The 25,598-nt window shown below is 49.5% G+C and carries 22 protein-coding genes and 1 pseudogene; 12 read left to right on the forward strand and 11 right to left on the reverse strand.

The window, feature by feature from the left end; all coding sequences use genetic code 11:
* Nucleotides 1–147 precede the first annotated feature (147 nt).
* The 4 genes from dacD to F0319_RS17890 all read left to right on the forward strand — a co-directional run bounded on the left by dacD (nucleotide 148) and on the right by F0319_RS17890 (nucleotide 3,552).
* Nucleotides 148–1,314 (forward strand): serine-type D-Ala-D-Ala carboxypeptidase DacD, encoded by a 1,167-nt coding sequence (dacD, locus tag F0319_RS17875; RefSeq protein WP_032646438.1) that lies wholly within the window; start codon nucleotides 148–150, stop codon nucleotides 1,312–1,314.
* 119 nt (nucleotides 1,315–1,433) lie between these two features.
* Nucleotides 1,434–1,907, forward strand: a complete 474-nt coding sequence (gene sbmC / locus F0319_RS17880) for a DNA gyrase inhibitor SbmC (protein ID WP_149367481.1) — start codon at nucleotides 1,434–1,436, stop codon at nucleotides 1,905–1,907.
* Between the two features lie 92 nt (nucleotides 1,908–1,999).
* On the forward strand, nucleotides 2,000–3,058 hold the full coding sequence (locus tag F0319_RS17885; protein ID WP_133294755.1) for an FUSC family protein: 1,059 nt from the start codon (nucleotides 2,000–2,002) through the stop codon (nucleotides 3,056–3,058).
* Between the two features lie 158 nt (nucleotides 3,059–3,216).
* On the forward strand, nucleotides 3,217–3,552 hold the full coding sequence (locus F0319_RS17890; RefSeq protein ID WP_008499467.1) for a DUF496 family protein: 336 nt from the start codon (nucleotides 3,217–3,219) through the stop codon (nucleotides 3,550–3,552).
* 48 nt (nucleotides 3,553–3,600) lie between these two features.
* Here F0319_RS17890 and F0319_RS17895 read toward each other — a convergent pair whose 3' ends face one another.
* Nucleotides 3,601–3,936, reverse strand: a complete 336-nt coding sequence (locus tag F0319_RS17895) for a gamma-glutamylcyclotransferase family protein (RefSeq protein WP_111966146.1) — start codon at nucleotides 3,934–3,936, stop codon at nucleotides 3,601–3,603.
* A gap of 338 nt (nucleotides 3,937–4,274) precedes the next feature.
* Between F0319_RS17895 and F0319_RS17905 the strand changes: the two are divergent.
* Nucleotides 4,275–4,394, forward strand: a pseudogene (locus F0319_RS17905) (CBASS cGAMP-activated phospholipase); the annotation flags it as partial.
* Between the two features lie 158 nt (nucleotides 4,395–4,552).
* On the opposite strand, the gene F0319_RS17910 reads toward F0319_RS17905, so the two are convergent.
* Nucleotides 4,553–5,434: a hypothetical protein gene (locus F0319_RS17910; protein WP_085802821.1), complete on the reverse strand. Its 882-nt coding sequence runs from the start codon at nucleotides 5,432–5,434 to the stop codon at nucleotides 4,553–4,555.
* A 409-nt stretch (nucleotides 5,435–5,843) separates the two neighbouring features.
* Between F0319_RS17910 and F0319_RS17915 the strand changes: the two genes are divergently transcribed.
* Nucleotides 5,844–6,188 carry a JAB domain-containing protein gene (locus F0319_RS17915; protein WP_085802822.1) on the forward strand — a complete coding sequence of 115 codons (345 nt, stop codon included), beginning with the start codon at nucleotides 5,844–5,846 and terminating at the stop codon, nucleotides 6,186–6,188.
* Here F0319_RS17915 and F0319_RS17920 read toward each other — a convergent pair.
* Together F0319_RS17920 and F0319_RS17925 are read right to left on the reverse strand one after the other, a co-directional pair.
* Nucleotides 6,117–9,518, reverse strand: coding sequence for a DEAD/DEAH box helicase (locus tag F0319_RS17920; RefSeq protein ID WP_085802823.1), 3,402 nt, complete (start codon nucleotides 9,516–9,518; stop codon nucleotides 6,117–6,119). The two genes, F0319_RS17915 and F0319_RS17920, sit on opposite strands and share 72 nt — an antisense overlap.
* Nucleotides 9,505–10,278 carry a Hachiman antiphage defense system protein HamA gene (locus tag F0319_RS17925; RefSeq protein WP_085802824.1) on the reverse strand — a complete coding sequence of 258 codons (774 nt, stop codon included), beginning with the start codon at nucleotides 10,276–10,278 and terminating at the stop codon, nucleotides 9,505–9,507. The genes F0319_RS17920 and F0319_RS17925 overlap by 14 nt, the downstream gene beginning before the upstream one ends.
* A gap of 610 nt (nucleotides 10,279–10,888) precedes the next feature.
* Here F0319_RS17925 and F0319_RS17930 point away from each other — a divergent pair.
* From F0319_RS17930 to F0319_RS17955, 6 genes are all read left to right on the forward strand, one after another.
* Nucleotides 10,889–12,076, forward strand: a complete 1,188-nt coding sequence (locus tag F0319_RS17930; protein ID WP_064793689.1) for an ABC-three component system protein — start codon at nucleotides 10,889–10,891, stop codon at nucleotides 12,074–12,076.
* Entirely contained in the window at nucleotides 12,076–12,579 is a 504-nt protein-coding gene (locus F0319_RS17935; RefSeq protein WP_085802825.1) for a three component ABC system middle component, read from the forward strand. The genes F0319_RS17930 and F0319_RS17935 overlap by 1 nt, the downstream gene beginning before the upstream one ends.
* Nucleotides 12,576–14,519 (forward strand): DUF3732 domain-containing protein, encoded by a 1,944-nt coding sequence (locus F0319_RS17940; RefSeq protein ID WP_157738361.1) that lies wholly within the window; start codon nucleotides 12,576–12,578, stop codon nucleotides 14,517–14,519. Before F0319_RS17935 ends, F0319_RS17940 begins: the two co-directional genes overlap by 4 nt.
* A gap of 532 nt (nucleotides 14,520–15,051) precedes the next feature.
* Nucleotides 15,052–16,869: a hypothetical protein gene (locus F0319_RS17945; protein WP_227676595.1), complete on the forward strand. Its 1,818-nt coding sequence runs from the start codon at nucleotides 15,052–15,054 to the stop codon at nucleotides 16,867–16,869.
* A 491-nt stretch (nucleotides 16,870–17,360) separates the two neighbouring features.
* A complete protein-coding gene (locus F0319_RS22570; protein WP_354532089.1) occupies nucleotides 17,361–17,549 on the forward strand; it encodes an IS66 family transposase in 189 nt (62 codons plus the stop codon).
* 582 nt (nucleotides 17,550–18,131) lie between these two features.
* A complete protein-coding gene (locus F0319_RS17955) occupies nucleotides 18,132–19,076 on the forward strand; it encodes an ArdC family protein (RefSeq protein WP_149367484.1) in 945 nt (314 codons plus the stop codon).
* Between the two features lie 162 nt (nucleotides 19,077–19,238).
* Here F0319_RS17955 and F0319_RS17960 read toward each other — a convergent pair whose 3' ends face one another.
* The 7 genes from F0319_RS17960 to virB10 form a co-directional block, all read right to left on the reverse strand.
* Entirely contained in the window at nucleotides 19,239–19,526 is a 288-nt protein-coding gene (locus F0319_RS17960) for a hypothetical protein (RefSeq protein ID WP_085802827.1), read from the reverse strand.
* A 107-nt stretch (nucleotides 19,527–19,633) separates the two neighbouring features.
* A complete protein-coding gene (gene mobC, locus F0319_RS17965) occupies nucleotides 19,634–20,380 on the reverse strand; it encodes a MobC family replication-relaxation protein (RefSeq protein ID WP_095032938.1) in 747 nt (248 codons plus the stop codon).
* A 36-nt stretch (nucleotides 20,381–20,416) separates the two neighbouring features.
* Nucleotides 20,417–22,264, reverse strand: a complete 1,848-nt coding sequence (locus tag F0319_RS17970) for a type IV secretory system conjugative DNA transfer family protein (protein WP_095032939.1) — start codon at nucleotides 22,262–22,264, stop codon at nucleotides 20,417–20,419.
* Between the two features lie 748 nt (nucleotides 22,265–23,012).
* A complete protein-coding gene (locus tag F0319_RS17980; RefSeq protein ID WP_032699258.1) occupies nucleotides 23,013–23,318 on the reverse strand; it encodes a hypothetical protein in 306 nt (101 codons plus the stop codon).
* 18 nt (nucleotides 23,319–23,336) lie between these two features.
* A complete protein-coding gene (locus F0319_RS17985) occupies nucleotides 23,337–23,639 on the reverse strand; it encodes a TrbM/KikA/MpfK family conjugal transfer protein (protein ID WP_032699259.1) in 303 nt (100 codons plus the stop codon).
* 49 nt (nucleotides 23,640–23,688) lie between these two features.
* On the reverse strand, nucleotides 23,689–24,717 hold the full coding sequence (gene virB11 / locus F0319_RS17990) for a P-type DNA transfer ATPase VirB11 (RefSeq protein WP_149367485.1): 1,029 nt from the start codon (nucleotides 24,715–24,717) through the stop codon (nucleotides 23,689–23,691).
* On the reverse strand, nucleotides 24,707–25,598 hold an 892-nt coding region (gene virB10, locus F0319_RS17995; RefSeq protein WP_149367486.1), incomplete at its 5' end, for a VirB10/TraB/TrbI family type IV secretion system protein. The genes virB10 and virB11, both read right to left, overlap by 11 nt.

The following is a 25,598-nucleotide window of genomic DNA, read 5'->3' on the forward strand; positions in this document are numbered from 1 at the left end:
ATAAAAAGCACCGCCGCGAGGCAAATTTGCGCGCCAGCTTCAGAGAAAAATCTGCGTTCTGTCACATTTTTTTGCAATTAAGCCAGGTAACGACATCAGAACTCCCGTAAAAAGGTCATCGATTTTTACTGACCTGAGGATATACCGTTGAAACGCCGTCTGTTTATTGCTGTTTCTTTACTCGCTTCGAGTGTCTCATCTGCTTTTGCGGCCGAACCACTGGATTTTTCGCCGCAGCCTCCGGCCATTCAGGCTGGCTCCTGGGTGCTGATGGATTACACGACTGGTCAGATTTTAACGGCGGGCAACGAACATCAACAACGTAATCCGGCGAGCCTGACCAAGCTGATGACGGGCTATGTGGTGGATCGGGCCATTGATAGCCACCGCATTACGCCGGACGATATTGTCACCGTAGGGCGCGATGCCTGGGCAAAAGGAAACCCGGTTTTTGACGGCTCGTCGCTGATGTTCCTGAAAGAGGGCGATCGCGTCTCCGTGCGCGATCTGAGCCGCGGCCTGATAGTCGATTCCGGCAACGACGCCTGCGTGGCGCTGGCCGATCACGTGGCGGGCGGGCAGCCGCAGTTCGTGAAAATGATGAACGACTACGTGCAGAAGCTGAACCTGCGCGATACGCATTTTGAAACCGTCCACGGGCTGGACGCGCCGGGCCAGCACAGCTCCGCCTATGACCTGGCCGTACTCTCCCGGGCCATCATCCACGGCGAACCTGAGTTTTACCATATGTACAGCGAAAAGAGCCTGACCTGGAACGGGATCACCCAGCAAAACCGTAACGGCCTGCTGTGGGATAAAACCATGAACGTGGACGGCCTTAAAACGGGGCATACCTCGGGGGCTGGCTTTAACCTGATTGCGTCTGCCGTAGACGGCCAGCGCCGTTTAATCGCGGTGGTGATGGGGGCGGACAGCCCGAAAGGGCGTGAGGACCAGGCCCGAAAACTGCTGCACTGGGGACAGCAGAATTTCGATACGGTGCAGATCCTGCATAGCGGAAAAAAAGTGGGGACGGAGCGCATCTGGTACGGCGACAAGGAACAGGTGAAACTGGGAACCGACCAGGACTTCTGGCTGGCCTTGCCGAAAGCGGAAGTACCGAACATCAAAGCCAAATACGTGCTGGATAAAAAAGAGCTGGAAGCGCCGATTGCCGCGCATCAGCGGGTCGGAGAAATCCAGCTCTATGACCGCGACAAAGTGGTAGCCCACTGGCCGCTGGTAACGCTGGAAGCCGTTGATAAAGGCGGCCTGTTCTCTCGACTGAGCGATTACCTGCATCACACGCTATAAGTCCTGCTGAGCAGACTGGCAGGGTTGCGAGTCTGCTCACATAATAAACACTCCTCGTTTGCTGATAATGATAATCCAGTTTTATAGTGTATAAATATACAGTAATAAATGGAGGCAGCATGGACTACAGCATTAAGCAGCAACAGAAACGTAAGATTGCCGGTTTTCATTTGGTCGGCCCGTGGGAACACACGGTAAAGCAGGGCTTTGAACAGCTGGTCATGTGGGTTGACGGGCGTCACATTGAGCCGCTGGAGTGGGTGGCGGTCTATTACGATAACCCGGATGAAGTCCCGGCAGAAAAACTGCGCTGTGATACGGCCGTTACCGTACCGGACGATTTCGTTATTCCGGAAAACAGCGAAGGCGTCATGATGACGGAAATCGCGGCCGGGGACTATGCCGTGGCGACGGCTCGCGTGGAAAACTACGACTTCGCCACGCCCTGGTATCAGTTCTTCAATTCCCTGCTGCAGGACAATAAGTACCAGATGGCGCTTAAGCCCTGCTTCGAACGCTATCTCAATGACGGCAATGCGGACGGCTACTGGGATATCGAAATGTATATCGCCGTCGAGCATAAAACGGTTTAAGCCTGCTAAATGAAGGGTTTTTCAGCCGGGATCGATCCGCCCGGCTGAAAACACAGTACAATTGTGGTTTGCCGTGTAGCTGGAGAGCGGGTGTGCGTCCCGACAAATCATTAACTCCTTTTGAAATTCGGTTGTATAAACATTACCGCGTTGTGCACGGGTGTCGCATCGCGCTGGCTTTCGTATTGACGTTTGTACTGGTCCGTTTGCTGGACGTTCCGGAAGGGACGTGGCCGCTGATCACGCTGGTGGTGGTGATGGGGCCCATCTCGTTTTGGGGGAACGTGGTCCCGCGCGCCTTTGAACGAATTGGCGGGACTGTTCTTGGCTCGGCCCTGGGTCTTATTGCGCTGAAGCTGGAGCTCATCTCATTTCCGGTGATGCTGGCATGGTGTGGTGCCGCTATGTTCCTCTGCGGCTGGCTGGCGTTGGGCAAAAAGCCCTATCAGGCGCTGCTGATTGGTATTACTCTCGCGGTGGTTGTCGGGGCGCCCGCCGGGGATATGACCACGGCGCTGTGGCGAAGCGGGGATGTCATCCTGGGGTCGCTGCTGGCCATGCTTTTTACCGGTATCTGGCCGCAGCGGGCTTTTCTGCACTGGCGTATTCAGATGGCTAACTACGTTACCGCCTTTAACCGCGTTTATCAGGCCGGTTTTTCCCCTAATCTGGTCGAGCGCCCGCGGCTGGAAAAGCACCTGCAAACCATCCTTAACGACGTGGTTAAAATGCGCGGCCTGATCACGCCCGCCAGCAAAGAAACCCGCATTCAAAAATCGATTTTCGAAGCTATCCAGACGGTAAGCCGCAACCTGGTCTGCATGCTTGAACTGCAAATCAACGCCCACTGGGCTTCGCGTCCCAGCCATCTGTTGATGCTTAATGCGCAGACCCTCAAAGAGACTCAGCAGATGACGCAGCAAACGTTGTTGACCATCGCTCATGCGCTCTATGAAGGCAACCCGCAGCCGATACTGGCCAACAGCGAGCGACTGAATGAGATCGTCGCGGAGCTGAAGCAGTTAATCAATGAACGCCAGAGCGATAACGTGGCGGAAACGCCTATTCATGGCTACGTCTGGCTGAGCATGGAACTGGCGCGGCAGCTTGAGCTGTTATCGCACCTTATTTGCCGGGCGCTGCGCAAATAAAAGGCGTATGTGACGGCTGCTGCTTCGATTCAGCAGCAATTGGGGTTATGATAGCTTTAAACGATATACTCATTGTCATTCGCAGCCGCTGTCAGTAAGGTTATTGTTACAACGGTTGCCTTAACGAATCCGACTCTCACATTATCAGGGGTGTAAAAATGGAAACTACCAAGCCTTCGTTCCAGGATGTTCTGGAATTCGTCCGCCTGTTCCGCCGCAAAAACAAACTGCAGCGTGAAATCCAGGACGTTGAGAAGAAGATCCGTGACAACCAGAAACGTGTTCTGCTGCTCGACAACCTGAGCGACTACATCAAGCCAGGCATGAGCGTTGAAGCTATTCAGGGCATCATCGCCAGCATGAAGAGCGACTATGAAGACCGCGTTGATGACTACATCATCAAAAACGCAGAGCTGTCCAAAGAGCGTCGCGACATCTCCAAGAAGCTGAAAGTGATGGGCGAAATCAAAAACGGCGAAGCAAAAAGCGAGTAATCGCAGCGAATCGTGAAAAAGGCTCTCTGGTGACAGAGAGCCTTTTTTTTATGACTCAGAACGCGGCTGCAGCTGATAAATCCAGGCCTGAACCTGCTTGCCTTCAGAGGTGGTCACTGCGACCTCAACCCGGTCATAGCCGTCTTCAAATTCATCCAGCAATTGCCAGTGTGCGGCAAGGTTATCAGAGATAAACAGATAGCCTTCGACGCGGGGACCATCGGGGTGGAGCACGATCCCCGGGAAGTCCGCCGCAGCACCCCAGCCGCGTTCGTAAAACGTGCCGGATACGGAACCGGCCAGCCATTCGCCGCCGATGTTCTCAAGAATATGCGCATTAGAGTGGCCCGGGCGCAGCGTGCCGTAGACAAACAGAGCGTTCATTTTCCCTCATCCGCAAAGCAAAAAGCCTGCTTTAAAAGCAGGCTTTTTAAATTTGGCTCCTCTGACTGGGATCGCCTTTGCCAGTAGCTGGCTAATAAATAAGCTAAACCTGAAAGCTCTTGTTGTCAAGACCACCAGAATGACCACCAAGTGCTGAAGTGCAACAGACCATAAAATGGCCTCTCGCCAGTCGGCTATCGAGTTGGTTTCTCTGACCATGAACGCCGCATATTAATGACCTGCTCAACATCGACTAAATAGCTGCGCGGAATAGTAGATCACTTTGAGGGAACCCAGCCCGGATTGTGCGATCAGATCAATCACCAAATCAAAACAAATCACCAACCTATTGTGAAGATCTCCGCACTTATTTTGCGGATGGTGGTTTGGTCGCTAACAACCCCAGCTATATCGGTCTGCTGGAAGTTTTCAGGGACATGAAGTTTGATTTTCCTGATGTTACTCATAAAGTCAGTGTATGTATCGTAATAGGTGATGCTTTGTTTCCACATTTTCACCGACTGCACTCTTTGTATCTCTTCCTGCGAGCATAACCCGGATGCACTGGCTCACGCTGAAGTACCCGATACACACGTGCATCGGACCTGTAGAAAGGTTACTGTGTTTGAAACTCCCAGGCATCAATCTCACCGAAAGTGATCTTTTTGCGATGGTTTACCGCTTCCGAAGGTACTAAGTATAATTTGTCTTCCATTTGGAAAAAATAATAACGATTTCCAATGATGATTTTTTCTTCAGGATCTGGATATTTTTCCTTAAATATTTCATTGTCATCGTAGAAACATTTTGCAGGATAAGAGACTCGATCGATAATGAGGTCAGTGGAAGTCATGGGGGCGTTGATAGTGTGCAAATCGCGAGCTTCATAGGGGGTTATGAACAAGTAGTCGGACATCAACTCTACTCGTTGAACAAACTCATGTTCACTATCGTTATTTTTTTTAAGAATATCAACTAACCCGGAATAGAGAGCGTTTTTTTCAAAGAGTGAATTACCGGTCTTTGAGAATTTTACATATTGGTAAATCAGTTCATTGATAACTCTGAACTGCGGAATGGTGACAGTGGTCTCGCTGGCTGTCACTTCGGCACCGTTATAGTTGAGCCGATGGTGAAGCATTTTATTTCTAATCTGAGAACACATTTTGTACAGCGTATGAAGGAACAAATCATCAATTGAATCTTTATCAATATTGGATTCGAGAATGAGGATTTTTTTGTTGAAGCTTTCGTTGACACAGTCAAAACGAAGATCAACATAGCTATCCAGATAATCAAAGAAAATAGGAAATAGGACAAATTTTGTGTAATTATTTTGCAAGCTGCTATTCCATGAGAAAAAACCTATGCAGTTTAATGGGTATTTTGTAGTTGAGCTACCATTCGTCTTGCTGTATAAAAATCTATTGTTTGCCATATTGTTCATAAAGCAGTTACCGATAATAGCCTGAACAATGTCAAAATGTTTTTGCATCATACTGTGACTCCATGTCTGTAAAACATAATAAAACCTTAGATAAGAGGGGAATACTTAAATTTGCGCCAATGATCCTAACATTGTGGTGTTGAGACAAAAGCAATGATTGGTCACTGATGGCCGCCATTTTACTAAGAGTGTGATAGGGGTATCGTCTTGTTAACGGGTATACAGAACGCAGAACAGCAAAAAATCCTGCTTAAGTATCCTTAAGCGGACTCTTCTTAAATACGGCTCCTTTGACTGGGATCGCCTTTGCCATTAATTGGCTGATAATTAAGCTAAATCGCAAATCCCTTTCTGTCAAGCCCCCCCAAACTGACCACTTATGCTGTACATGCAATCTATCTTGAGCATACAAATCTTTTGTTAGTCAGAGTTTAAGTGCACCCGTTTTAGTTCCACGGCGCTGGTCAAGGAATACCTGCGCAGCAAGTTGGCAGGTTTTGAGCATGAAGTCTTTGCGGTGCTGTTTCTGGATACGCGCCACCGGCTGATCGAGCACCGGGAGATGTTCCACGGCACCATCGACAGTGCATCGGTGTATCCGCGTGAAGTGGTCAAGGAAGCCCTGGGGCTAGTTGAGGTGCGTATGCTGGATCAGGTCATTGTGGCCGGAGCAGGCTCCGTGTCGTTTTCGGAGCAGTGGCTGATTTTACGTACCATCTACACAAAAAAGCTATCAGTCCTTATCCACCCAACGCGCCTCGCCTTTTCCAATACGGCGGATGGTGACACTCGTTCCGCTCTGTAGAGATTCAACTTCAAGCAGGCTCGGTAGTTCCGCCTGAAGCCTCTGTCTGATTGTTGTGAGCTGTGAAAAATCTGGCGTCGCTATCGACACTTGTCCATCTTGCGGATCAACTTCAATACGCAGAGGCACTGTTGAGTCTGTTGCCCATTGCATCGTCCACTCCTGCGACGCCCACCTGCCATCTACGCTTGACACAACGTCGTGCCGAAACTGCTGCCAGATTGCATGAGTCTCAAGCGTGGGCCATCCAGGAACATGGTCGAAGCCTGCTACTTCTTCCGATCGTAACCAGGTTTTCATTTCCGCGCGATTCGTGAAGGCGGGCGCGAGTTGCTCCACGGCTATCTTGGCGGCCACCCGCGAGGGCAGTCCGGCCCGAACAAGCATGGCCATGGCGTTGGACGGTAGTCCAGCTTCCAGGCAGGCGGCAGCAGCTCCTTCGACGGGTAGTTCTGATTCGCCTCCATTGATGCGCCGATTCATCCGGATGGCTTCAATCGCCCAAACCAGGCGATAGACAAATGCGTCGTCCACGAAGCGCATTCCCTCTTGGCCGATGGCTGCTACGTCTTGCCCTCGCACCCAAGCTCCCAGCAAGTCTCTCCAGTTCGCCGGCAGTGGGTCATCTGGAACGAAGGGACGGATCGCAAGAAGCCGCTCTCCCATTCCAATGAGAGCAGCGATCAGGGCATCTGCGTCACTGGCGAGGGCGGCTGCATCGGCACGGTCAAGAAGCTCAGTCAGCACGACAGCCAACGCGTCGATGGCAAGGCCCGATTCTAGGCCCACTCCCATCGCGAACTGACCTTTGCGTTGCTCGACCGTTGTTTTGTTCCAAATGAGCTGTGCTCTACTGAGGAGAATCCACACTTGCTTCTGCTTTTCGGCGCCGTCAAGGTGAGCGATTTGCCTTGCCCAAAGTGAACCCGCAAGGGCTTCATCGAGCAGCCTTGGTAGATCCGCACTTTGCGCGTCAAGCGCTTCGACGAGCCCAAGGACGGTTGTATCCAACCGCTCGATGAGGCTCTCCATTGAGTCTGACTCCATCTCACCATCTACAGCATCCGGGAACCAAGCATCTTGCGTGCTAGACAGGTAATCCATGGCATCCCCACGCGCAAAAACACCCGACGTCGCGAGGCGCCGTATGACCTCGTTGACCACGACAATGATGCCGCTTGAGAGTGACCGAGCCTTGGCCGACGTGACCAACTCTCTCCATCGCTGGTGGCGCCAATTTTCTGGCTGATGCATTACGTGGATCACGAGTCCTTCGAGATCCACGAATGCGCGCCCGGCGCGGCCAGCAACGTTGGCAAACTCCTCACCCGTGATCAGAGTGCCCGCCCTGTACAGATTTGGGATCAGGAGTACCGCTGCATTGAGGTTCAGTCCCTGCGCCAAGGTGGGTGACGCCACGGTAACGCGTAGAACGCCTGCGGCAAGTAGTGTCTCCACTTCCCGCAGGAAGGGGCCGGGAAGACGACCATGATGAATCGCAACGCCGATGGCCAGACAGCGTACTGCAGGATGTTCCGCGCCTAGCCACTCCCTACCTACGGCCATGGCACGTTCAACCTCTTGGGCGTTGGCAAGCAGAGATGGCAGAAAGCCTCGTCGCTGCAGGTCCAGGGCCGTCTCGGCAAATCCTTCAACATGATCTCGTTGGGTGCAAAATACGAGAGCTCTCTTTCCTTGCTCAGAGAACTTCCATGCCGCTGCGAGAGTTAGCTCCTTGTTGTCCTTTGGAAATGCCGTACGACGAGGGCGAATGGGTGGGACCTCTGGCACAAAGTGTCGAATGAAAGGGCCATTTGGCTCAAGGTCGAAGCTCAGCCGCGCAGAATTTCCGAGCCAAGACAGAGTGCCAAAGCGCTGACGCGTAGGGCGCCAACTGGACTGGATCGGATCGCCAGGCGCATCACTGCGAATCCATGCAGTCAGATCGTTGAGCTGATCGCCTGCCGGCAGAATTGCCGAAAGACAAACGATCCGCCGGTCGCCATGGTCAGTGCGCCGCAGCAACCGTTGCACCAGATTCTCATAGCGGATCTCGCGTTCACTTGGACCAATCAGATGTCCTTCGTCTAGGACGATCAAGCCGACATCATTGATGATGTCGGGGTCGTTCCGCAAAGCAAAATCCAACTTTTCTGGGGTGGCTATGACGATGTTCTGTTCCCGGAGCGCATCCTCGTCATTTCCTGCTACACCGCTGCTTCCATACAGCGACGAGACGGAAAATCCAAGAGGTGTGAATGTCTTGCGGAAGGAGCGCTCGGTCTGAGCGGACAGAGCCCTGAGTGGCGTGACTATCAAAACGCGTTTACCACACGCCAGAGCCATCAACGCAGCGATCTCTGCAATCCGCGTCTTGCCCGCGCTCGTGGGGAGCGCGACCACTAGGTCGTCGGAGACATCGACGGCTCGCTGTGCCGCCAGAAGTTGAGAAGGCCACAATTCGACCTCAGATGACCTCCTGCAGTACAACTCAGAGACAAAAAGCTTCCGAAGTTGTGCGTAGTCTTGCGAGCCTAGTGGCCCTTCGGAGGGCAGAACCTTGTGCAGACTGCTTGCCCAAAGATCATCTATCAGGTTCACGGTGATTCGAAGAATCCACCAGAGTGACACCGCGCTGGCCGCTTTGGTCAACGAAATCGCCCGTTTCAGCAGGTTGCGAGCTTCTACAACGAGGGACTCTTGGCCGGTTTGCAGGGCAAACTCAAAGAACACCAATGCTCTGAACATTGTCGACGTCGCTACACGCGAAACGATATCGTCGGGGTCAAGCGCTCCCTCGGCCGCAGCTCTGGCGATTCCCTCATCTCGGTTCGCTGGGCTGCTAAGCCACTCCCTCGCACGTTGAACCAAGCCTTGAAGATCACGCACGATTAGGAGCGCGAGAGCATCCTCGGCAGGCGAACGATTCTGATCGGCCTGTAATTGCGACAGAAGCGAAAATGCCAGCGCAGAGTAGTTGGCCAAGTGATAGGAAGCAGCCCCCACTGTTCGATAGAACCCTCGAGATGCGTCGGCCTGTGACCCGTTCTGAACCAATGCCTCAAAGGCCCCACCTGCCTGTACGAAGCCTTTTCGCCAAGTCACTGCATCACCTTCAAGCTCGCGTAGCGCCAAGGAAGCACGTAGTACTGAGAAGCCATAGTCCGCAAGATCGGAGTCGATCCCTTCGCTGAAGGCTGGAGCGTCTGGTGGCAAGTTTCCTTCATGGCGAATAAGAGCCCTTGCTTGACCCCGGGCCTGCAAGCGACCTCGATATCCGTCTTGTGTGATGTCGAGCAGGAATGCAGTCAGTTCTTCAGTCGTTTCCAAGTGCCAGAGCCCTCTCGTAGCAGGCCAGAATGAAGGCCTGATGGTCTTCTATGCGCAAATTTGCAGAAAGATGGGGACGAACCAGATCCGCCGCTGCGAGATCGTCGTACAGTGCCTGAGGCGTGGCGTTGCCCGACAAGGTGAACAGCATGTGACTGGTTCGCCCTTGGGGCGCAGATCGACTGGCGACTTCATTACGAATCCGTCTACCCATCTGCCGTCGTTCGCCTTCACCCTCCATGAGTCGATCCGCGACGAAGAGAAGGGACGTTGCCGTAGGTCTGCCATCGTCTCTGGACAGTGCTTTTCGTGCCTCAGAGATGGTGGCGTTGGCAAGGTTTACACGACTCTTAGACTCGCCTTTTAAGTAGTGCAATTTTTGTTGGTCATCGAGCTTTAGACCGACGAAATCGTCGCCGCGCAGCGCCATCTCTCGACCATCTTTGTATCGCAGGCGACGGATCGGAACCTCGAATTCAAGATGTTCTTCGACCAACTCGGTCGCGAGGATCTCGCCAAGCTCTCCCGAACGTGCTCGGGTGGAGCGCGGCATGCGCTCAGCCAAAATTGCAGCCGCGCCTGGGTATCCCAACTCACGGACGTCTTCAGCTATTTCGTCCAAATTGTCGTAGTGAGCTCGGATCCGAGTAGTTAGGGTAGCTTCGATAGCAGCCCTTCCTCCATCGCGTTCGGACAAGCGCCATAGCTGCTTGTTGTCTTGCTCTTGGATAGTTATGTCGCACCAACGTGGATATAGCATTCAAAAGCTCCGTATTCTTATGCCAGGTCTTTCTGAGAGAGGTGGATTAAACCCTCTGTGCGACGGCCGCAAGCTGCAATTTTCTTCCAACCCAAAAGTTGCCTCACGTCATCACTTTAAGTTCTTCGACGTTACTCCGGCTTCAGCCTCGCGGAGAATACTAATGATCTGTTGGTTGGAAAAACGCTTCTTCATGGGGATGTCCTCATGTGGCTTATGAAGACATTACTAACATCGGGTGTACTAATCAACGGGGAGCAGGTCATTCATCCTGTCAAGACCACCAAAATGACCACCAATAGTTGCGGATTGAATAAATCAGGTTGAGCAATCCTCGGAATGTGGTGATCGTTACTATGGTTTAACCCTAAACGTTAGCATAACTAACGAGAGCATCGAGGAATCTATCCTAAGAGAGCAAAGAGGTCTAACAGTCTGCACATACTAAGAGTGGAAGTTGCTTACATAAGGGGCGGATGTTGTACTTGGACTGATTAGGCTATCTAGGGTTCCCCTCATAAAATATTTTTCAGAATCCTGGGTGTTGACAGTAGTAAATTGATTGGATTTCAGTTAGAAAATATTATCGATAAATTAACGGAGTGACGGGATGAGTAACGCGCATGAGGCCAGCGCGTCGGCCACTGGCTATCTGTATCAGTGTCGCTACGCATTGCTAAAAGGACTGGAAGCTACTCTGGATTCACCAGAGTTCAGGATTTCAATTGAAAAGTTTGATGATATAGCTTTTGAGGCAAACGGCTTACCGATTCATCTTATCCAGACCAAACATCATAAAGCCAAAACTGGAAAGCTGACTGACAGCAGCGCTGACCTTTGGAAAACGCTACTCATCTGGATAAAAAGTGTAGCCACCGATAGTGGCGGTTTCTCAAGAACTCGTCACTTCCTAATAACAACTGGTTTGGCACCTTCGAATTCGGCGTCTTTTCTATTACGAACAGAAAGTCGTAACGAGGCTCAAGCCGATTTTTTGTTACTCACGACTGCAAACAGTTCAAATAACCGCGCGCTACAAGAAGCTTTCAACGCCTATAAGCTCTTACCGGAGGAGGCTCGATTTGCTCTGTTAAGATCAATATATGTACTTGATAGATCTCCTTCGATTACTGATGTTAAAGAAGATATTTACCGGCAGTTGCACCGTGCTGTAGGAAGACAGCATATCGAAATTTTCACCGAGCGTTTAGAAGGCTGGTGGTTCGACCAAGTGATACGTATGCTCAGCGGCAATGAGGTGGGCAGCATCCCAGTGCTGGCTATTGAATCCCGCATTGATGAACTGCGAGAGGAGTTTCGACGTTCCTCATTACCTGTAGATTTTCGGTCATTTTCTCCTCCTCAAGAAGTGATCGCTCAGCTAGATAGTCGACCCTTTGTCAATCAATTGCGAAAGATAAATCTCGGTTCGGCCCGTATTGAGTATGCCATCCGTGATTATTACCGAGCTTCAGAGCAACGCTCAAAATGGGTAAGAGAAGAATTATTGCTTAATGATGAGCTTAAAACGTTCGAGCAAGACCTGATAGAGGCTTGGCAACCACGATTCGCCGCACAGAAAGACGATTTATTACCTGATAGTGATGAGTCCGATCGTATACGTTCTGGAAAGGACCTGTTCACATGGGCAGAACAGCAGGCATGTTTTCCTCTCCGCAGCCTACGAGAGCGGTTTCTTACCCACGGAAGCTACCATATTTTGGCTAACCGATACGCAGTGGGGTGGCACCCTGACTTCATGCAGAATAATAGTGATGAACAGAAAGGAGAGGATTGATGATGGAGCCTTGGTCTTCCCGTCCCATAGAGGAGAGCTACCTCTTCAACCCAGCTTTCTGCGTATTGCTTATAGCCAATACATCGTCAGAATTCAATAAAAAGACCGGTTGCTCTTTACCCTTTGCACTAGCCTTTATAATCCTTCCGATAATTCTTCATCAGAAAACACGCAAGGCTCTGCCTGCTACAACCGTAACGTCACTAATGGCATGGTGCCAGGACAACCGAGATACGATGATTAATTTCCCCGACAGAGTCAGGCGGCTAAACGGTATTACCCGTGAGAGCATATTATTTGGCACAAGGCAAAGCGCTCTTTGCTTGGATGAAAATGGTGACTTAAAGAAAGGAGCTAAACTGCTCCCACCTACAGAAAAACGAACGCCGCTGCTTACTCAGGAAGCCGGAGAATGCATTGAGCGTGCGGCATTTCTGGGGCGTTGGCTCGCAGCAGCTGGTACAACAGCGACTATTTATGCTGCATGGGGGATAGCGCCATGAGTCTTCAGATAGCCAGCCTTGTGATTTACAACCACGGGGGAGAACGTCGTGAAATCACCCTTCATCCCGGTCAACTGAACATCTTGACCGGCGCATCCAAAACGGGTAAATCAGCAATAATTGATATTATTGATTACGTTACCGGGCGAAGCGAATGTTACGTAGCCGATGGCGTTATCCGCAAATGTACGCAATGGTATGGGATCCTTTTTCAACTGAATGATAGCCAAATCTTTATCGCGCGACGCAATCCAGATGCCGGTACACAGTCTCACGGCGACATCTATATTGCCCGAGGGAGCTCCCTGTCGATTCCCGATGGCGCAACTCTCCACAAAAACACTACAGTCAACGCTGTGGAGAAATTTCTGGGAACGGCAATCGGCATTAATGAAAACGAACACCGTCCCCCGAGTCCTACGCGACCCTCTCTGGAGGCAAATTTCCGCCACTCGCTTCTTTTTTGTTTCCAGGATCAGAACGACATTGATAACAAACAGCGTCTGTTTCATCGCCAAGATGATGGTTTTATAGCGCAGGCTATCCGGGACACCTTTCCTTATTTTCTTGGCGCAATGGATGAAGAGCGGCTCTTACAGCAAGCCCAATTGGACGATGCGCGAAAACTACTGCGTCAGCTTGAAAGGTTGGTACGGGAAGCTGAATCGCTGGATGACGCCACATTTCCGCGTGCAAAAGCTCTTCTTGAAGAAGCTAAAATGGCAGGGCTTACCGACGATCGAACCGTAGTTGTAAACTATGAGGCCTGCATGACTCTGCTCCAAAGCTTGAGCGAGCGAGGAGTATTTTCAGATGCAGTTGTAGTAAGTGATCATGATGACATATTGATGCGACTGCGCTCAGAACGTCAAGGGATGCGTACTGAGCTTGAGAGACTGAATAGCGAGATTCGTGAAACGCGGGCGTTTACCTCAGAATCAACCGGCTATGAGCGAGAGGCGCGGGAGCAGCGTGCAAGACTCAGCGTAGTGAATTTGATAAAGTCCTCAGAGGTATCGCAGCTTTGTCCTCTTTGCGAAAGTCACCTCGAAAACATTCCTCCTTCTGTTGCTCAACTCAACCATTCACTCAATGAATTGAGCCGACAACTTGAGGCGGTAGAAGCAGAAAATCCAAGGCTCCAGAAGCGCTTAGCAGCCCTCCAAATACAGGAAAATACTCTCCTCAATAATCTTCGAGAGAATCAGAAAAAAATCAGTGATTGCATCCAACAAGCTGAATATCTGCGAGTACAGCAGGAAAACTTTATGCTGCAGGCGCGGACTCTGGGGAAAATCGCACAGTATCTTGAAACTGTCAGCGATGCAGAGCAGTATTCGGGTCTTCGCACCCGGTTAGAAAATCAGCAATTAACTGTAAGTTTCCTTGAAAAAAAATTGGATCCGACTGCTGTACGAGAGAAACTTGCGGCCTTCCTCAATATAATCGGCCGTTATATGACTGAATATTCGGAACTTCTCGATCTAGAACATCAGGGAAGCAACCTGCGTCTAGATATCCGCAAACTCACCGTTGTGGCAGATACCTTGGACGGACCGGTACCACTTTTCCGTATGGGCAGCGGGGAAAATTGGGTCGGCTACCATATTTTGGCTCATCTGGCCCTTCATCGCTGGTTCCGTCAAAAAAAACGCCCCGTGCCAGGATTTCTAATTCTCGACCAGCCATCGCAGGCGCATTATCCACCTGAAAAAGATAATGATGGGTCTATTGACGCTCTGAAGAATGAAGATCAGAACGCTGTAAATCGGCTGTTCAGCCTAATCAACCACGCTGCTAAAACGCTCGCCCCTGATTTACAGATAATAGTTATGGACCATGCAGACCTTAAAGATGACTGGTTTCAGGCTGCAGTCTCTGATCGCTGGCGTAATGGCGTAAAACTTATTCCAACAAGCTGGATAACACCCCAGAAATAATGGCAAGACGCAAATTTGAGCCTACAGCGAACTTATTTCTGAGCGTAAGAACACTGTGCTATGTTGGCGGGGATAGCTACTATCCGGTGACTGAAGTAATGAAGGTTTAACTGGAACAACGACGTCTAGGCAGGCGAAAGATTTGTAAGTAGGTCTGGAGAAGATAAGGTTTGGCTCTGCATGAGAATGTGAACGCTGGAACATAAATCCAATTGAGGCATTAACTATAACTTGCTGCAGTGCTGTGCCAATGCAATAAATTTAGTAAAAATATGATGGCTAGATTTGATAGGTTGATTTATAGGGGTTGTTATGTGTTTTGCAAATTTAAAGATACTCAACTTTCGTGATTTTGAGACAGTTAATATCCCTCTGACGGGCAACATAGTCTTGTTGGGCGAGAACCTCGTCGGTAAGAGCAATCTTCCATTAGCGATTCGCCTGTTCAACCTTATGATAGATAGATATTAATGGTGTGATTTATAAGGGAATGTACAATCATAAAAATGTGCCAAATACTAACAGGAGTTTTATGATGATTGATAGATTAGAGCTTACAAAAAACATTCAATTCTATAACTTAATAATACCAGAAGACAATCGAAACAGAACAATAACAGACGTTGAAATAACTAATATTTTGGATGCTGCAGATGACAATATTGAACCTGGTAGTGATTACCTATTAGAGGAGTTTAGAATTGACAAAAGATTAATTGAAAATGATATCCCTTATAAATATTCATTGCGAATCTTCCCAACACTCAAGCCAGTGTATTTTATTGGGGAGATCGAGGGCGGAGAGAACTACCAAGATAAAATTTATGCTTTTATATTAATTCTTGAGTTTGATAATAGTGTGGCAATAATAAAGAAAAGCTGTGCAAATATTTCAGATGATATTGAAAGAAGTTTTAATTTAGTATCGAGTAATTTATTGGCTAGCACCTTTAATGATTCTGATGTTTTATTCCAAAAAATATCCACAAGAACAATAACTAATTCAGATAAGGCAATCAGAAATAGATCTGCAGAATCAGCAGATCTTAAAGGTTCTTACTCTACTCATGCTGCTGGTAGGTCAATACCTTACTACTTAAAACTTAGGCAAGGTGCAATAATTAAGACAATCTCTGGTTCAGGACGATTGGTAGAGGCATCACAGAGAGTTAATTTCGATGAAATTGCGACATGGTCTTATAATCAACTTTGTCTGATAAGGCAAGGTGGAGGGGTTAAGGACTTCCTCAATTCTTTTGCAAAACAAAAAGATTTAAGTGAGGTTTTAAGATCTACTGTGCCAAGTGCCTTATTAATAGAAAGTACTTCATTATATGAAAAGTTACAATCGGAAGGCGCCATACTGAAATACAAATTGCCTGATGGATCCGATTGCATTCTAAATGAAATACAAGTAAATCGGTTGCTTCGTAAACTTGAAAAAGTTTATGAAATAAAATCCGACTTGACTATTCAAGTGCCGCTTGGTAAGGCTAAGATACGAAAAAACAACAAAACACTAACGATTGACTCTACTGTTCTAAAAAAAATAAAAGTTTCGTACAACTCTAAAGATATAACTTTGCAAAGTTTTATCTTTAAAAATGGTTTCTACAGCATTACGTTTACTGACCCATGCTATATGTATTTTATGGGTAATTGTTTCGAAGACTCTTCAGGCATATCGGAAATCAATAACATATTAGAAATGCTTGTCCCTAAAGCTAATATAAAAAACGTCTTAAGTGAGAAAGGTTTGCTTTTAAAAGGAATGGATAAGTTCTCTAATGATTCCATGTTTGATGTGGTGGAAAACATTCATAGTGGGGATGATTACATCTTTTGCGATGACTTAGGGAATGAGTGGGCAGACCATATCACATTTAATAAAGCGGATTCATGCATTTGTTTCATTCATTCAAAGCATGGTGACAAAAGCACATCAGCAAGTAAACTTCATGACGTTGTTGGTCAGGGTATAAAAAATCTTGGATATATGTATTTTAATACTGCTGATTTTACTGTTAAATTAAAAACAAAATTTAATAAAAATTATACTGGAGTTTACAATAAAAAGTCAGTATCAACCAAGATAAAAAAGGTAAGAAAAGGTGACACTAAAAACATTAAAAAATACCTTGACGACCTTTTTAAGGATGTTAAATTGCATAGAAAATGCATTCTTAGCTGTTCATTTTTATCCAAAAAAGAGATAGAGCGCGAGTTCATTAATTTGCGAAGAAAAAAACCGGTTAAGCCTCATGTGATTCAACTGCTATGGATCTTGTCTTCTTTTTCTCATGCTGTAAAAGAGGCTAATGCTGTTCCAATTATTTATTGCGATAACTAGAAAACATTTTGAGAGGGGTAATAAACCTCTCAAAACAATACCGATGAATATTCCTAATTTATACTATCGATTGGAAGTTTGGAGTTTATTTGAAAGGTGCATCAAACTCTATGTATCCAATCTCAATAGATTAAAGTTCAAACTCTATATAGCATGCTTTATTTAGAAGGAGACAATTGATACTACTCTTTTGATCAGGTATCAATCGCAGAGCTATAAGAATAAATAATAAAAAACTCATAAGCTGAATTGATGAGCTTTAAGTTACGCGCCAACAGGAAGGCAACTGATCCTATAAGATAATCCCTTGAAAAGTCAGCACTTGAATATGTGGGATTTTATCATGACCTCAAATAAGGCTGAGGCCAGAAATACGCGGGCTCCCGGCATCAGAGCGCCTAGCTTCTAGGCAATCCCCGAGCAAACCGCAATTGGCTTCGCTGCATAAGTGGTTGATAGAGAAAAGCGCGACACTGTCGTAGAAATCCCGGTTGGGGGTGGCGTTCGCTTATGCGCTCAATCAGTGGGGTGCTCTGTGTTATTACTGCGATGACGGGCCGGTGGAACCTGATAATGATGATGCGGAGCGGGCGCTGAGAGAGGTCTGTCTGGGGAAAAGAATTATATATTCTTCGGTAGTGACAATGGCGGTAAGCGCGGCGCACTGCTTTATGGGCTGATAGGCACATGCAAACTCAATGTATTGACCCTGAGGCTTATCTGCACCATATCCTGGCGTACTGCCGAAGGCGTCTACAAATAAAGTGGCCGAATTGCTGCCATGGAACGTGGTTCTCACCGATAAATAACCGTCAATACGGCGTTCACTTAACGCTTATCGATATAGTCATTCCATTTTCTTCAAGAGATATACCCTTTTGGCGTAGCTTTATGCCTAGTGTGTACTCTCTAATGTCCGCTTTCGTTAAAGATGAGTGTCAGACTTGAGTGTGTTCTACCTCAGAACACTGCTACATCAGGTCTGAAGTTATACAGTGAAATTCAATTTCTAAATCACAACCTTCAACCCATTTCACCGCTGCGAACCAAGGGGCGCTACGCCCGGCTATGTAGATCATATCTTTTCCTTCCGTGTGCTTTTCGTTCCCGTATCAGCTTCCGGCTAATCGTTTCCCAACACAACCCGTCCCGCAAGGGTAAATAGCACGCATTCTGCGCCCTTGCGGGCCGGAACGATGTCGGGAAAGCGAACCGTCAGGCGATACGAAGACGAAAATCACACCACTGACGGAGAAAAAATCATGACTATTTCCCTGCATACCCAGGCTAGCGCCCCTAACACCGCAGCGGCGACCAGCGTATCCCCGCTGGACCCGTCAGGCTCCTCAAAAACGAAATTTACCAGAACCAAAACTGATATTTATCAGACCGTCACTGACAGCATCATTGCGGCACTGGAAACTGGTGTTAAACCCTGGGCGTGTCCGTGGCAGCGTACCCCTGGTATGTCGGGTTTACCGTCCAATTACGCAACTGGTATGGGTTACAGTGTAATGAATATCATGTTGTTGTGGTGCAGTGCGTCAGAACAGGGATTCAATGATTCGCGTTGGATGACCTACAAACAGGCAAAAGCGGAAGGCGGGCAGGTACGTAAGGGAGAACACGGCACAACAGCTATTTTCTATACCATGTTGGAAAGGGAAAATAACGAAGGAGAAACTGAATATATTCCGATGCTTAAGACTTTCACCGTGTTTAATGTTGAGCAAATTGACGGTTTGACTCTGAGTGATGAAGCCGTTTTCCCGGCAGAGACCTTTGAGCCGTTACCGCAGGCGGAAGCGCTTTTCCGTAACAGTGGTGCAACCATCATTGCGAAGGGGCAGAACGCCTTTTTCGCACCATCAACCGACGAAATCCATTTACCGGAACGTCGTCTTTTTAGCGATGCTGCCAATTTCTACGCTACGGGTCTGCATGAGCTGGTTCACTGGAGTGGAGCCAAAAGTCGGCTGAATCGTGAAATGAAAGGGAAGTTTGGCAGTGAGGATTATGCTTTTGAGGAGTTGATCGCCGAGCTTGGAAGCGCGTTCCTAATGGCGGACCTAGGGATTGTCGGAGAGGTTCAGCATGAAAGTTATATTGCTTCCTGGCTGAAAGCACTGAGGAACGACAAACGCTATATTTTCAAGGCCGCCAGCGCGGCATCCAAAGCGCATCGTTATTTGATGGATAAAATCTGAGCAGGAAGGAGTCGCAACGGAATGCGGCTTTGCGTGTAGGGCCGCTTAAAACAGTAACGCTGTAGAGACACGAGTGAGGCGGAGCGCAGCCAGGCGAGCACCGAACAGTCATGTCTCTACAGTGGAATAACGCAAATCACGCGGACAGGGCTGAATGGGCAGCTATTCCCGGTTATCAGCAACTACCTGAAGCGCAAGTAGCCGCTGTTCCAGGTTATTCAGTCTTTCTTCGAGGTCATGGCTCTGCTGCTCAATATCTTCCAGCGTTTCTGACAGTACATCACGCAGCAGCACAAAATTTGCTTGTAAGGCATATACAAAATCGTTGCCGCGTTCCAGTAATGCTTCACGCGGAAAGCCATGTAACGCAGAATGTGTCATCCACGTCACCAACGCTTTTGCGCTCATTTCAGTTAGTACGTCCGAAAGTCGGTCAGTTTCTCTGTTCATACTGGAGTCCTGTCAGTTCTGATGGTGGGGGAGTATTTAGGTAGGGCATTACTTCCGGTCATTGCGCTGCTGGCGGGCGGGTTGGGGCAGTTGGTGATAAAGAACAACTATATGCAGTGACTTACATCGAGCCGTTGCAACTCGTCGAGTGTATAGATGCGGAAGACATTCCGGTGGCGGGTTTCCAGCGGGATGTGCTGATGGTTAACGATCACGTGCCTGATGCTGTCAAACAGCCGTTCAAGACCGCGTTTTTTCTGCGGGTCCGGCACGATATAAAAAACGTAAATCCAGTTTTTATGGGTCCGCGCCAGCAAATGGCTGGCGATGATCGACTGGTAACGGGCTTTGGTTTTCAGACGGCGCTCGGTCTCAATGGCGATCACGGTTCCGCCGGGCAGGGTAATCAGTCCGTCCGGGCGGTGGCTGGTCTGATAACGACTGAGGAAGGTTGTGCGATCGCCGTTTATCCATCCGGATGCGCCTTTTTGCTCAAGGATGATACGGGCGGTTTGATTATCAAGGTGGTGCTCCAGTGTCCAGCCGGTGATTTTTGACGGCTCAAACCGTGCCGGAAAAAGTGTATCGTCGGAGGTTAACACTACGGCCAGTCCGTCACTGGTTATGCCCCACAATGAAATTTTCATCGTGCGCGATACCAGGACATGTTTTTGTATTAAGCCCATACCCTCGACTTTTGAAAGAAGGGAATATAGCGATTTATGGTCTCTGAAGCCGAACAGCAGCATCAGCGTTTTAAAGTCACTGTACGTTTCTTCTTTCAGGAAATTCAGCAGTCGTTGTATTTTTTCGCGGTGCCGCGTCTGGCGTTCGCGGTATGCGGTGATAAGCATCATTCCCCCCTTTTAAAAATCCAGCAATGACGGGTTTTACTCTTTATCGGCATTCGGTGTTGTTGTGTCTTTTTCGTCCGTATCAAAAAAAAGATCGGGCCGCGTTGTGGTGATATCCGGCGTTGATGCCGGTCCGGGGGCGATTTCCTCCTCGCTAAAATCCAGGGTGATGTTTACCGTTGTGGCGGTGGCGGCAATCGCGGGCGACACGGCACAGATCTCCAGTTCGCGTTTTTTCACCCTGATGGGCGAAATCAGAGAAGCAGAGGGGAGAGTTTTTGTCGTGAAGATGAAGCTGACAAAATCGGGTAGGTTCAGGATCATATTGCTGTCGGTAAAGAAACGCTCGGCCTGCCTGATGGTGCGTTCGTCGTCGATAGTCTCTGTCAGCACGGCATCGGTTTTCGCTTTGCGGACCTCGTCATCCACTAATATGGTGCCTGACATCCTGGCCACCCATTCCGCGGTGTCCGGGTCCATGACACGGTAAACCAGTTTGAATTTGGCGTTCTCAACGACCGCGCCGACAACGGCGTCACCCTTCAAATCTGCCGGACAGTCTTTTAAATCGGCAATCGACTGGTGGTCCATAATAATATGCACGCCTTTATCGCGTGCCGCGCCTAAACCTTCCAGCGCGGGCCTGGATAAATGGTATTTCAGTTCGGAAAGATAAATAGCAATGGGGCGGGGCACGTCTTTCACCCGCTCGCGCCTCTCTGCCAGCTGGTACAGGCGTACCAACAGCATGCGCTGAGTGGTAATGATTTTGCTGTTGCGCATTGAACCAATCACATAACAGCAACCGCCTTCCTTAAATATCGTATTAAGCGAAAATCCAGTGGGGGCATTAATGGCATTGAGTAAAGCCAGCTCTTCAATTTTCCCGAAAAAGGCTTTTATCTTATCTGCAGTACCCTGAACGTAGTCTCCGTTATACACATCCCGAATGGTTGAGGCCGTATTACGGGTGACAAACTGCGCGGCTATCCGCGCCGCCTTCCGGTCGTCAATCCGATAAAAGTCAGATTCCTGCCCTTTTTCCGCCAGGCTGAAACCGGCAACAAACAATTCTTCCAGTTCATCTGGCGTGATGCCTTCAATCAGATTTAACTGGTATTGTTGTTTCCGCAGGTCAATCAGGGCAAAAGGTTTTCCTGCATCCTCGCAGGCTTTGCGGTAAAGGTGGGGTGCCCATTCATCATCCTTGGGGTCCATCACAAATACGCCTTCACCGGCCAGAATACTTTGATAGAGTAATATTCCGGTGGCAACGCCTTTGCCCGCTCCGGTGGTGCCGATAATATCTGCGTGTTGTTTTTGCCAGTCTTTTAACGGCAGATACATCGGCTGAACATCGCGGTCCATGCCGATAAATAACCCTTTGTTCAGGTCGATATAATCCAGCGGGTCATAATGCAGTGTTTCCGGCAGCAGTGATTTCACCGTACGGACATCGGTGCGTAATTCCCGTTCAAGCGTGGTTTTTCTGACGAGGCGTTTCTTTATTTTGTCTAATTCAGGGGTTAATACCCTGCGCAACAGAATATGCAAAATAAAACCCGTTACGGTAAAGGCAATCAGCACCGGCCATGCCGGAACGGGAATGCTGGCGACTACACGGCCTTTATAAAGCCACTGGAAAATCCAGATAACAACCGGGGCCATCGTACCGCAAAGAAAACACAGCAGGGAAAAAGCAATCATCAGCTTTTGCCACAGCGGGGCTTTTTGCCGTTCATCGCTTTTCATCGACGCGAAAAATGGCATCGTCAGCCCTGATAACAGCGCCAGCATCAGCTGATGCTGTTGCATAAAAGCAATGAAGCTAAGCGCGCCATTCACTATCGGCGACAGTGAAACGGCCAGCTTATTCAAAATCACGTTGCCTCCTTCATCAGCGGTTCGCCCCATGACATCACCCTATCAGTTCGCCCCACGGTGTAGGGCGAAAAGGCGGGGCGAGCGTATGGGGTAAAGATGGTGGCCGCTGTGCGGCCATATGCAGGAAAGCATGCTTCCCTGCACGTCACGGCGTGCGCCAGTTCATGCGGGCTGGACGCCCTTATTACCTGTCGCATGGGGGTAATGTCGCGGCTGGACGCCGCGCCAAAACCCCCGACGTCAACGGCGGCACACCGTCGCCCGCTACGCGCGACCACCCCCTTTAAGACGGTCGCTTTCGCCTTTTTCTTCCCTTTGCTCGTGCCTCGCAGCGGGAATAAAAGGGAAGCTGACCTTTAAAGAGGGTGGTCGCGCCACGCTACCGGCTTTTGGCCGGAGACTTAGCCGCGACGGTGTGCGGGGCTGTGCCCCCCAAATAAATCGCTGTCGTGGGCGACAGCTTTTCGCTCGCTGGGGCGGCGAAATTTATTCGGCTCCCCCCGGCCGGCAAAATCCGCGTGGGCGCGGCTGTTTGCCGGTGAGGCGCGGTGCCTGAACTATTTTCGCTCCTTAACCCGCGAAAATAATTCTGTCCGCTGCCTCATTTTTACGGCCCGCATTTCTTCACTCCTCAATTCGCGAAAAATGTGCTAGACCGTAAAAACCTGAAAACCGCCACGCCTTAAGCCTGATTCGGCTGAAATATTCCGCTGTCGTTTGAGAACTGAGAATAAAATAATAGCAGGGGTTAATATTGGTTCTCGCGGATTTCCCTGATGATGTCGGAATAACACTGACGACTTTCTTTAATGCTGGTTTCATTAAGCGTAAACCCTCGACGGTTAGCTTCTTCTGTCAGCGTTATCCTGTCGGTGCCGTTCAGCGTTTGCAGTAATTGCAATAACCGGAATATAACCCGGTAGTGATATATTTCATAATAAAGGCCGCATCCGTGCATCGACTCATTTTCAATGTGCTCAATAACACAGGCTGCGCGCATGGAATCTCCGCGCTGATGTGTCCAGGGATGCTGAATAAAACCCGGTTTCGTCATAAAGATAACCTCCGCTAATTAACCACGCATGCGGCCAAATTTATTGATAATCTGGCTGATAATGGCGGGGTCTGCCGAATCACATTCAAGTAAAAACGATTTTCTGGCATCGGCAGTATGGTCCGGCAGAAAACCGTGCCTGTTCTTTTTGACGATGTTAAAGAATGCTCGTTCGGCCGAATGGCATTCATTGCCGCCGCCGTTCCCGGTGGCTTTACCGTACATGCATAACACCACTTCACAGGCGTCAGCGGCCATGACGGAGGTGGAATATGACGCCATAGCGCTGAGTAATAATGCGGAGGATATTACTTTTTTCATTTCGGTCACCTTCACATTTAAACAAGGGTAGCATATTTGGATATGTTATTTACTGGAGTCCTTTGCTGAATACACCTCTCATGTCATTGAGATGAAGGGGTTTAAAATAAACATCACTCATCCGGCGTATGTCACCGTGAATATCAATGCTGACTATCACATCAATGCTCTTAAGCAACTTGCGTAACAGCACGTCGAAAGGCATGTTCCGGCAGTCGGGGTTTTCATAGCAGCGGTCAATTAACCCTTCGATACATTCTTCCGGGCTGCCCGCATGCAGGGAGGTTATCAATCCCTCATGCCCTGAACCGACGATTTTCAGGGCATCCCAGGCTTCCCGACCGCGAATTTCAGCCAGTAATATCCGGTCAGGGTTCATACGATAATTGGCGCGTATCAGTCTGCCGGGCGTGATAATGGCATTATCCCCGGCGTCCGCTGGATAAAAGAGATGGACATAATTGGTGTGGTGATAGAGCCGGATTTCGGGATTATCCTCAATGGTGGTCAGCCTGAGGTGCCGGGGAATCGAGTGCAGCAGCGTTTTCATATAGGTGGTTTTACCGGACCCGGTTTCACCGACGATAAAAATCGTCTTGCCGTATTCCACCGCTTTTTCCATAAAGCGGGGAATATCCTCACTCTGATAGTAGCGGGTCAGTTCAACATCTTTGCCTTCCGTTCGCTCCCTACCGGTCACCCGGTTATAAAATCCCGCATCAATCCATGACTGATGCGTTTTCTGCCCGAATGAGGGTTTGCGCAGGGTAATAGACACGGTATTACGCTCACAGGCCGGGGGAATAATGGCCTGAATGCGCTCGCCTGATTCAAGCGTGGCGGAAAGGATCGGCGAGGTGTCGTCGATATTATCGTCCTGCCACGACGCCAGCGCTCTGGCAAAGGCGTAACACTGGCGCAGCGTAATGGGGGCTTCATGTCTTCGCCATTTCCCCCGAATTTTGGTATGCAGTTCACCCGGCCGGTTAACGGCAATTTCCGTCAGGCCGTCCTGCGCAATAAACTCACCAAACAGCTGTTTTTTCATGAAATCCAGCGACAGGTTTTCAGCGTTCATACCACCTCTTTTTCAGTCGTAGCTGCCAGACGGATGAGAAATCAATGTCGGTGCCGGTCATGATCCCGATGACATCACCCTGATTCAGGTAAAGGGTGGGCGGGATATTGATGCTGTTGTCCAGCGTCGTTTTCGCCATTTCCGCCGTGGCGGCGCGGGTGTTTTCGGTGTAGTCGGTATTGCGGTCTTTCCCCGGGGCAGCATCCGACGCCGCCGCAGCCACGTCCTGCACGGTACTGAGCATCAGGGCTTTGCCGAAGCGCTCCCAGAAGTGATTGTCGATCCAACCTGAGATCCCCGCCTCGCCGAGCGGGCCGCTGGCCTGCGTATCAGTTAGCGGGATTTGCAGGCTGCCGGGCTCAGGCGTACGCAGCTCCGTCCACAGCACAAACATCCTGCTGCGTCCGTGTTGCAGCGCCCCGGTGCGGTAGATGCCACGGGCGACCGTTCCCGCCGGGATCAGCGTCACATGGTTGCTGGCGCTGTAAACATCTTCACTGACCAGGCAGGAAATATGCCCCGCGACATCGGACACGAAGCGCCACATCATCGAACACGGGATATAGCGGTCCACCGGGATATAGAGATCAGGATCGAGGCCCAGCCGTCTGACGCCGGTGACACGGGCGACGCCCGGATTGTCGTTATTACCCGTTTCCGGCGAGGCAGTCTCCGGGCAGCGCAGGCGGCCATCTTTACCTCTGGTCAGTACTGACGGACAGGATGTGTACGTCGTGGATGATGACGGACTGTTGGACGTTTCTGCGTTGCTACGCATTTCACCCGGGGACGTGCGTGCATTATCACCCGGCATTGTTCGGGCGTTGTTCAGCCCGTCAGCCAGTGCGGCTGCCTTGTTCAGGGCGGGTGGGGCTGGTGGC

Source organism: Enterobacter vonholyi (assembly GCF_008364555.1).
Lineage (GTDB): Bacteria > Pseudomonadota > Gammaproteobacteria > Enterobacterales > Enterobacteriaceae > Enterobacter > Enterobacter vonholyi.

Bases quoted from the DNA above. Each gene is read 5' to 3' on its own strand.
- F0319_RS17925 (WP_085802824.1), bottom strand. From the start codon at position 10,278: ATGCTATATCCACGTTGGTGCGACATAACTATCCAAGAGCAAGACAAC.
- F0319_RS17890 (WP_008499467.1), top strand. From the start codon at position 3,217: ATGGAAACTACCAAGCCTTCGTTCCAGGATGTTCTGGAATTCGTCCGC.
- F0319_RS17955 (WP_149367484.1), top strand. From the start codon at position 18,132: ATGACTATTTCCCTGCATACCCAGGCTAGCGCCCCTAACACCGCAGCG.
- F0319_RS17985 (WP_032699259.1), bottom strand. From the start codon at position 23,639: ATGAAAAAAGTAATATCCTCCGCATTATTACTCAGCGCTATGGCGTCA.
- sbmC (WP_149367481.1), top strand. From the start codon at position 1,434: ATGGACTACAGCATTAAGCAGCAACAGAAACGTAAGATTGCCGGTTTT.
- F0319_RS17910 (WP_085802821.1), bottom strand. From the start codon at position 5,434: ATGATGCAAAAACATTTTGACATTGTTCAGGCTATTATCGGTAACTGC.
- F0319_RS17935 (WP_085802825.1), top strand. From the start codon at position 12,076: ATGATGGAGCCTTGGTCTTCCCGTCCCATAGAGGAGAGCTACCTCTTC.
- F0319_RS17945 (WP_227676595.1), top strand. From the start codon at position 15,052: ATGATGATTGATAGATTAGAGCTTACAAAAAACATTCAATTCTATAAC.
- virB11 (WP_149367485.1), bottom strand. From the start codon at position 24,717: ATGAACGCTGAAAACCTGTCGCTGGATTTCATGAAAAAACAGCTGTTT.
- F0319_RS17980 (WP_032699258.1), bottom strand. From the start codon at position 23,318: ATGACGAAACCGGGTTTTATTCAGCATCCCTGGACACATCAGCGCGGA.
- F0319_RS17940 (WP_157738361.1), top strand. From the start codon at position 12,576: ATGAGTCTTCAGATAGCCAGCCTTGTGATTTACAACCACGGGGGAGAA.
- F0319_RS17895 (WP_111966146.1), bottom strand. From the start codon at position 3,936: ATGAACGCTCTGTTTGTCTACGGCACGCTGCGCCCGGGCCACTCTAAT.
- F0319_RS17960 (WP_085802827.1), bottom strand. From the start codon at position 19,526: ATGAACAGAGAAACTGACCGACTTTCGGACGTACTAACTGAAATGAGC.
- F0319_RS17930 (WP_064793689.1), top strand. From the start codon at position 10,889: ATGAGTAACGCGCATGAGGCCAGCGCGTCGGCCACTGGCTATCTGTAT.
- mobC (WP_095032938.1), bottom strand. From the start codon at position 20,380: ATGCTTATCACCGCATACCGCGAACGCCAGACGCGGCACCGCGAAAAA.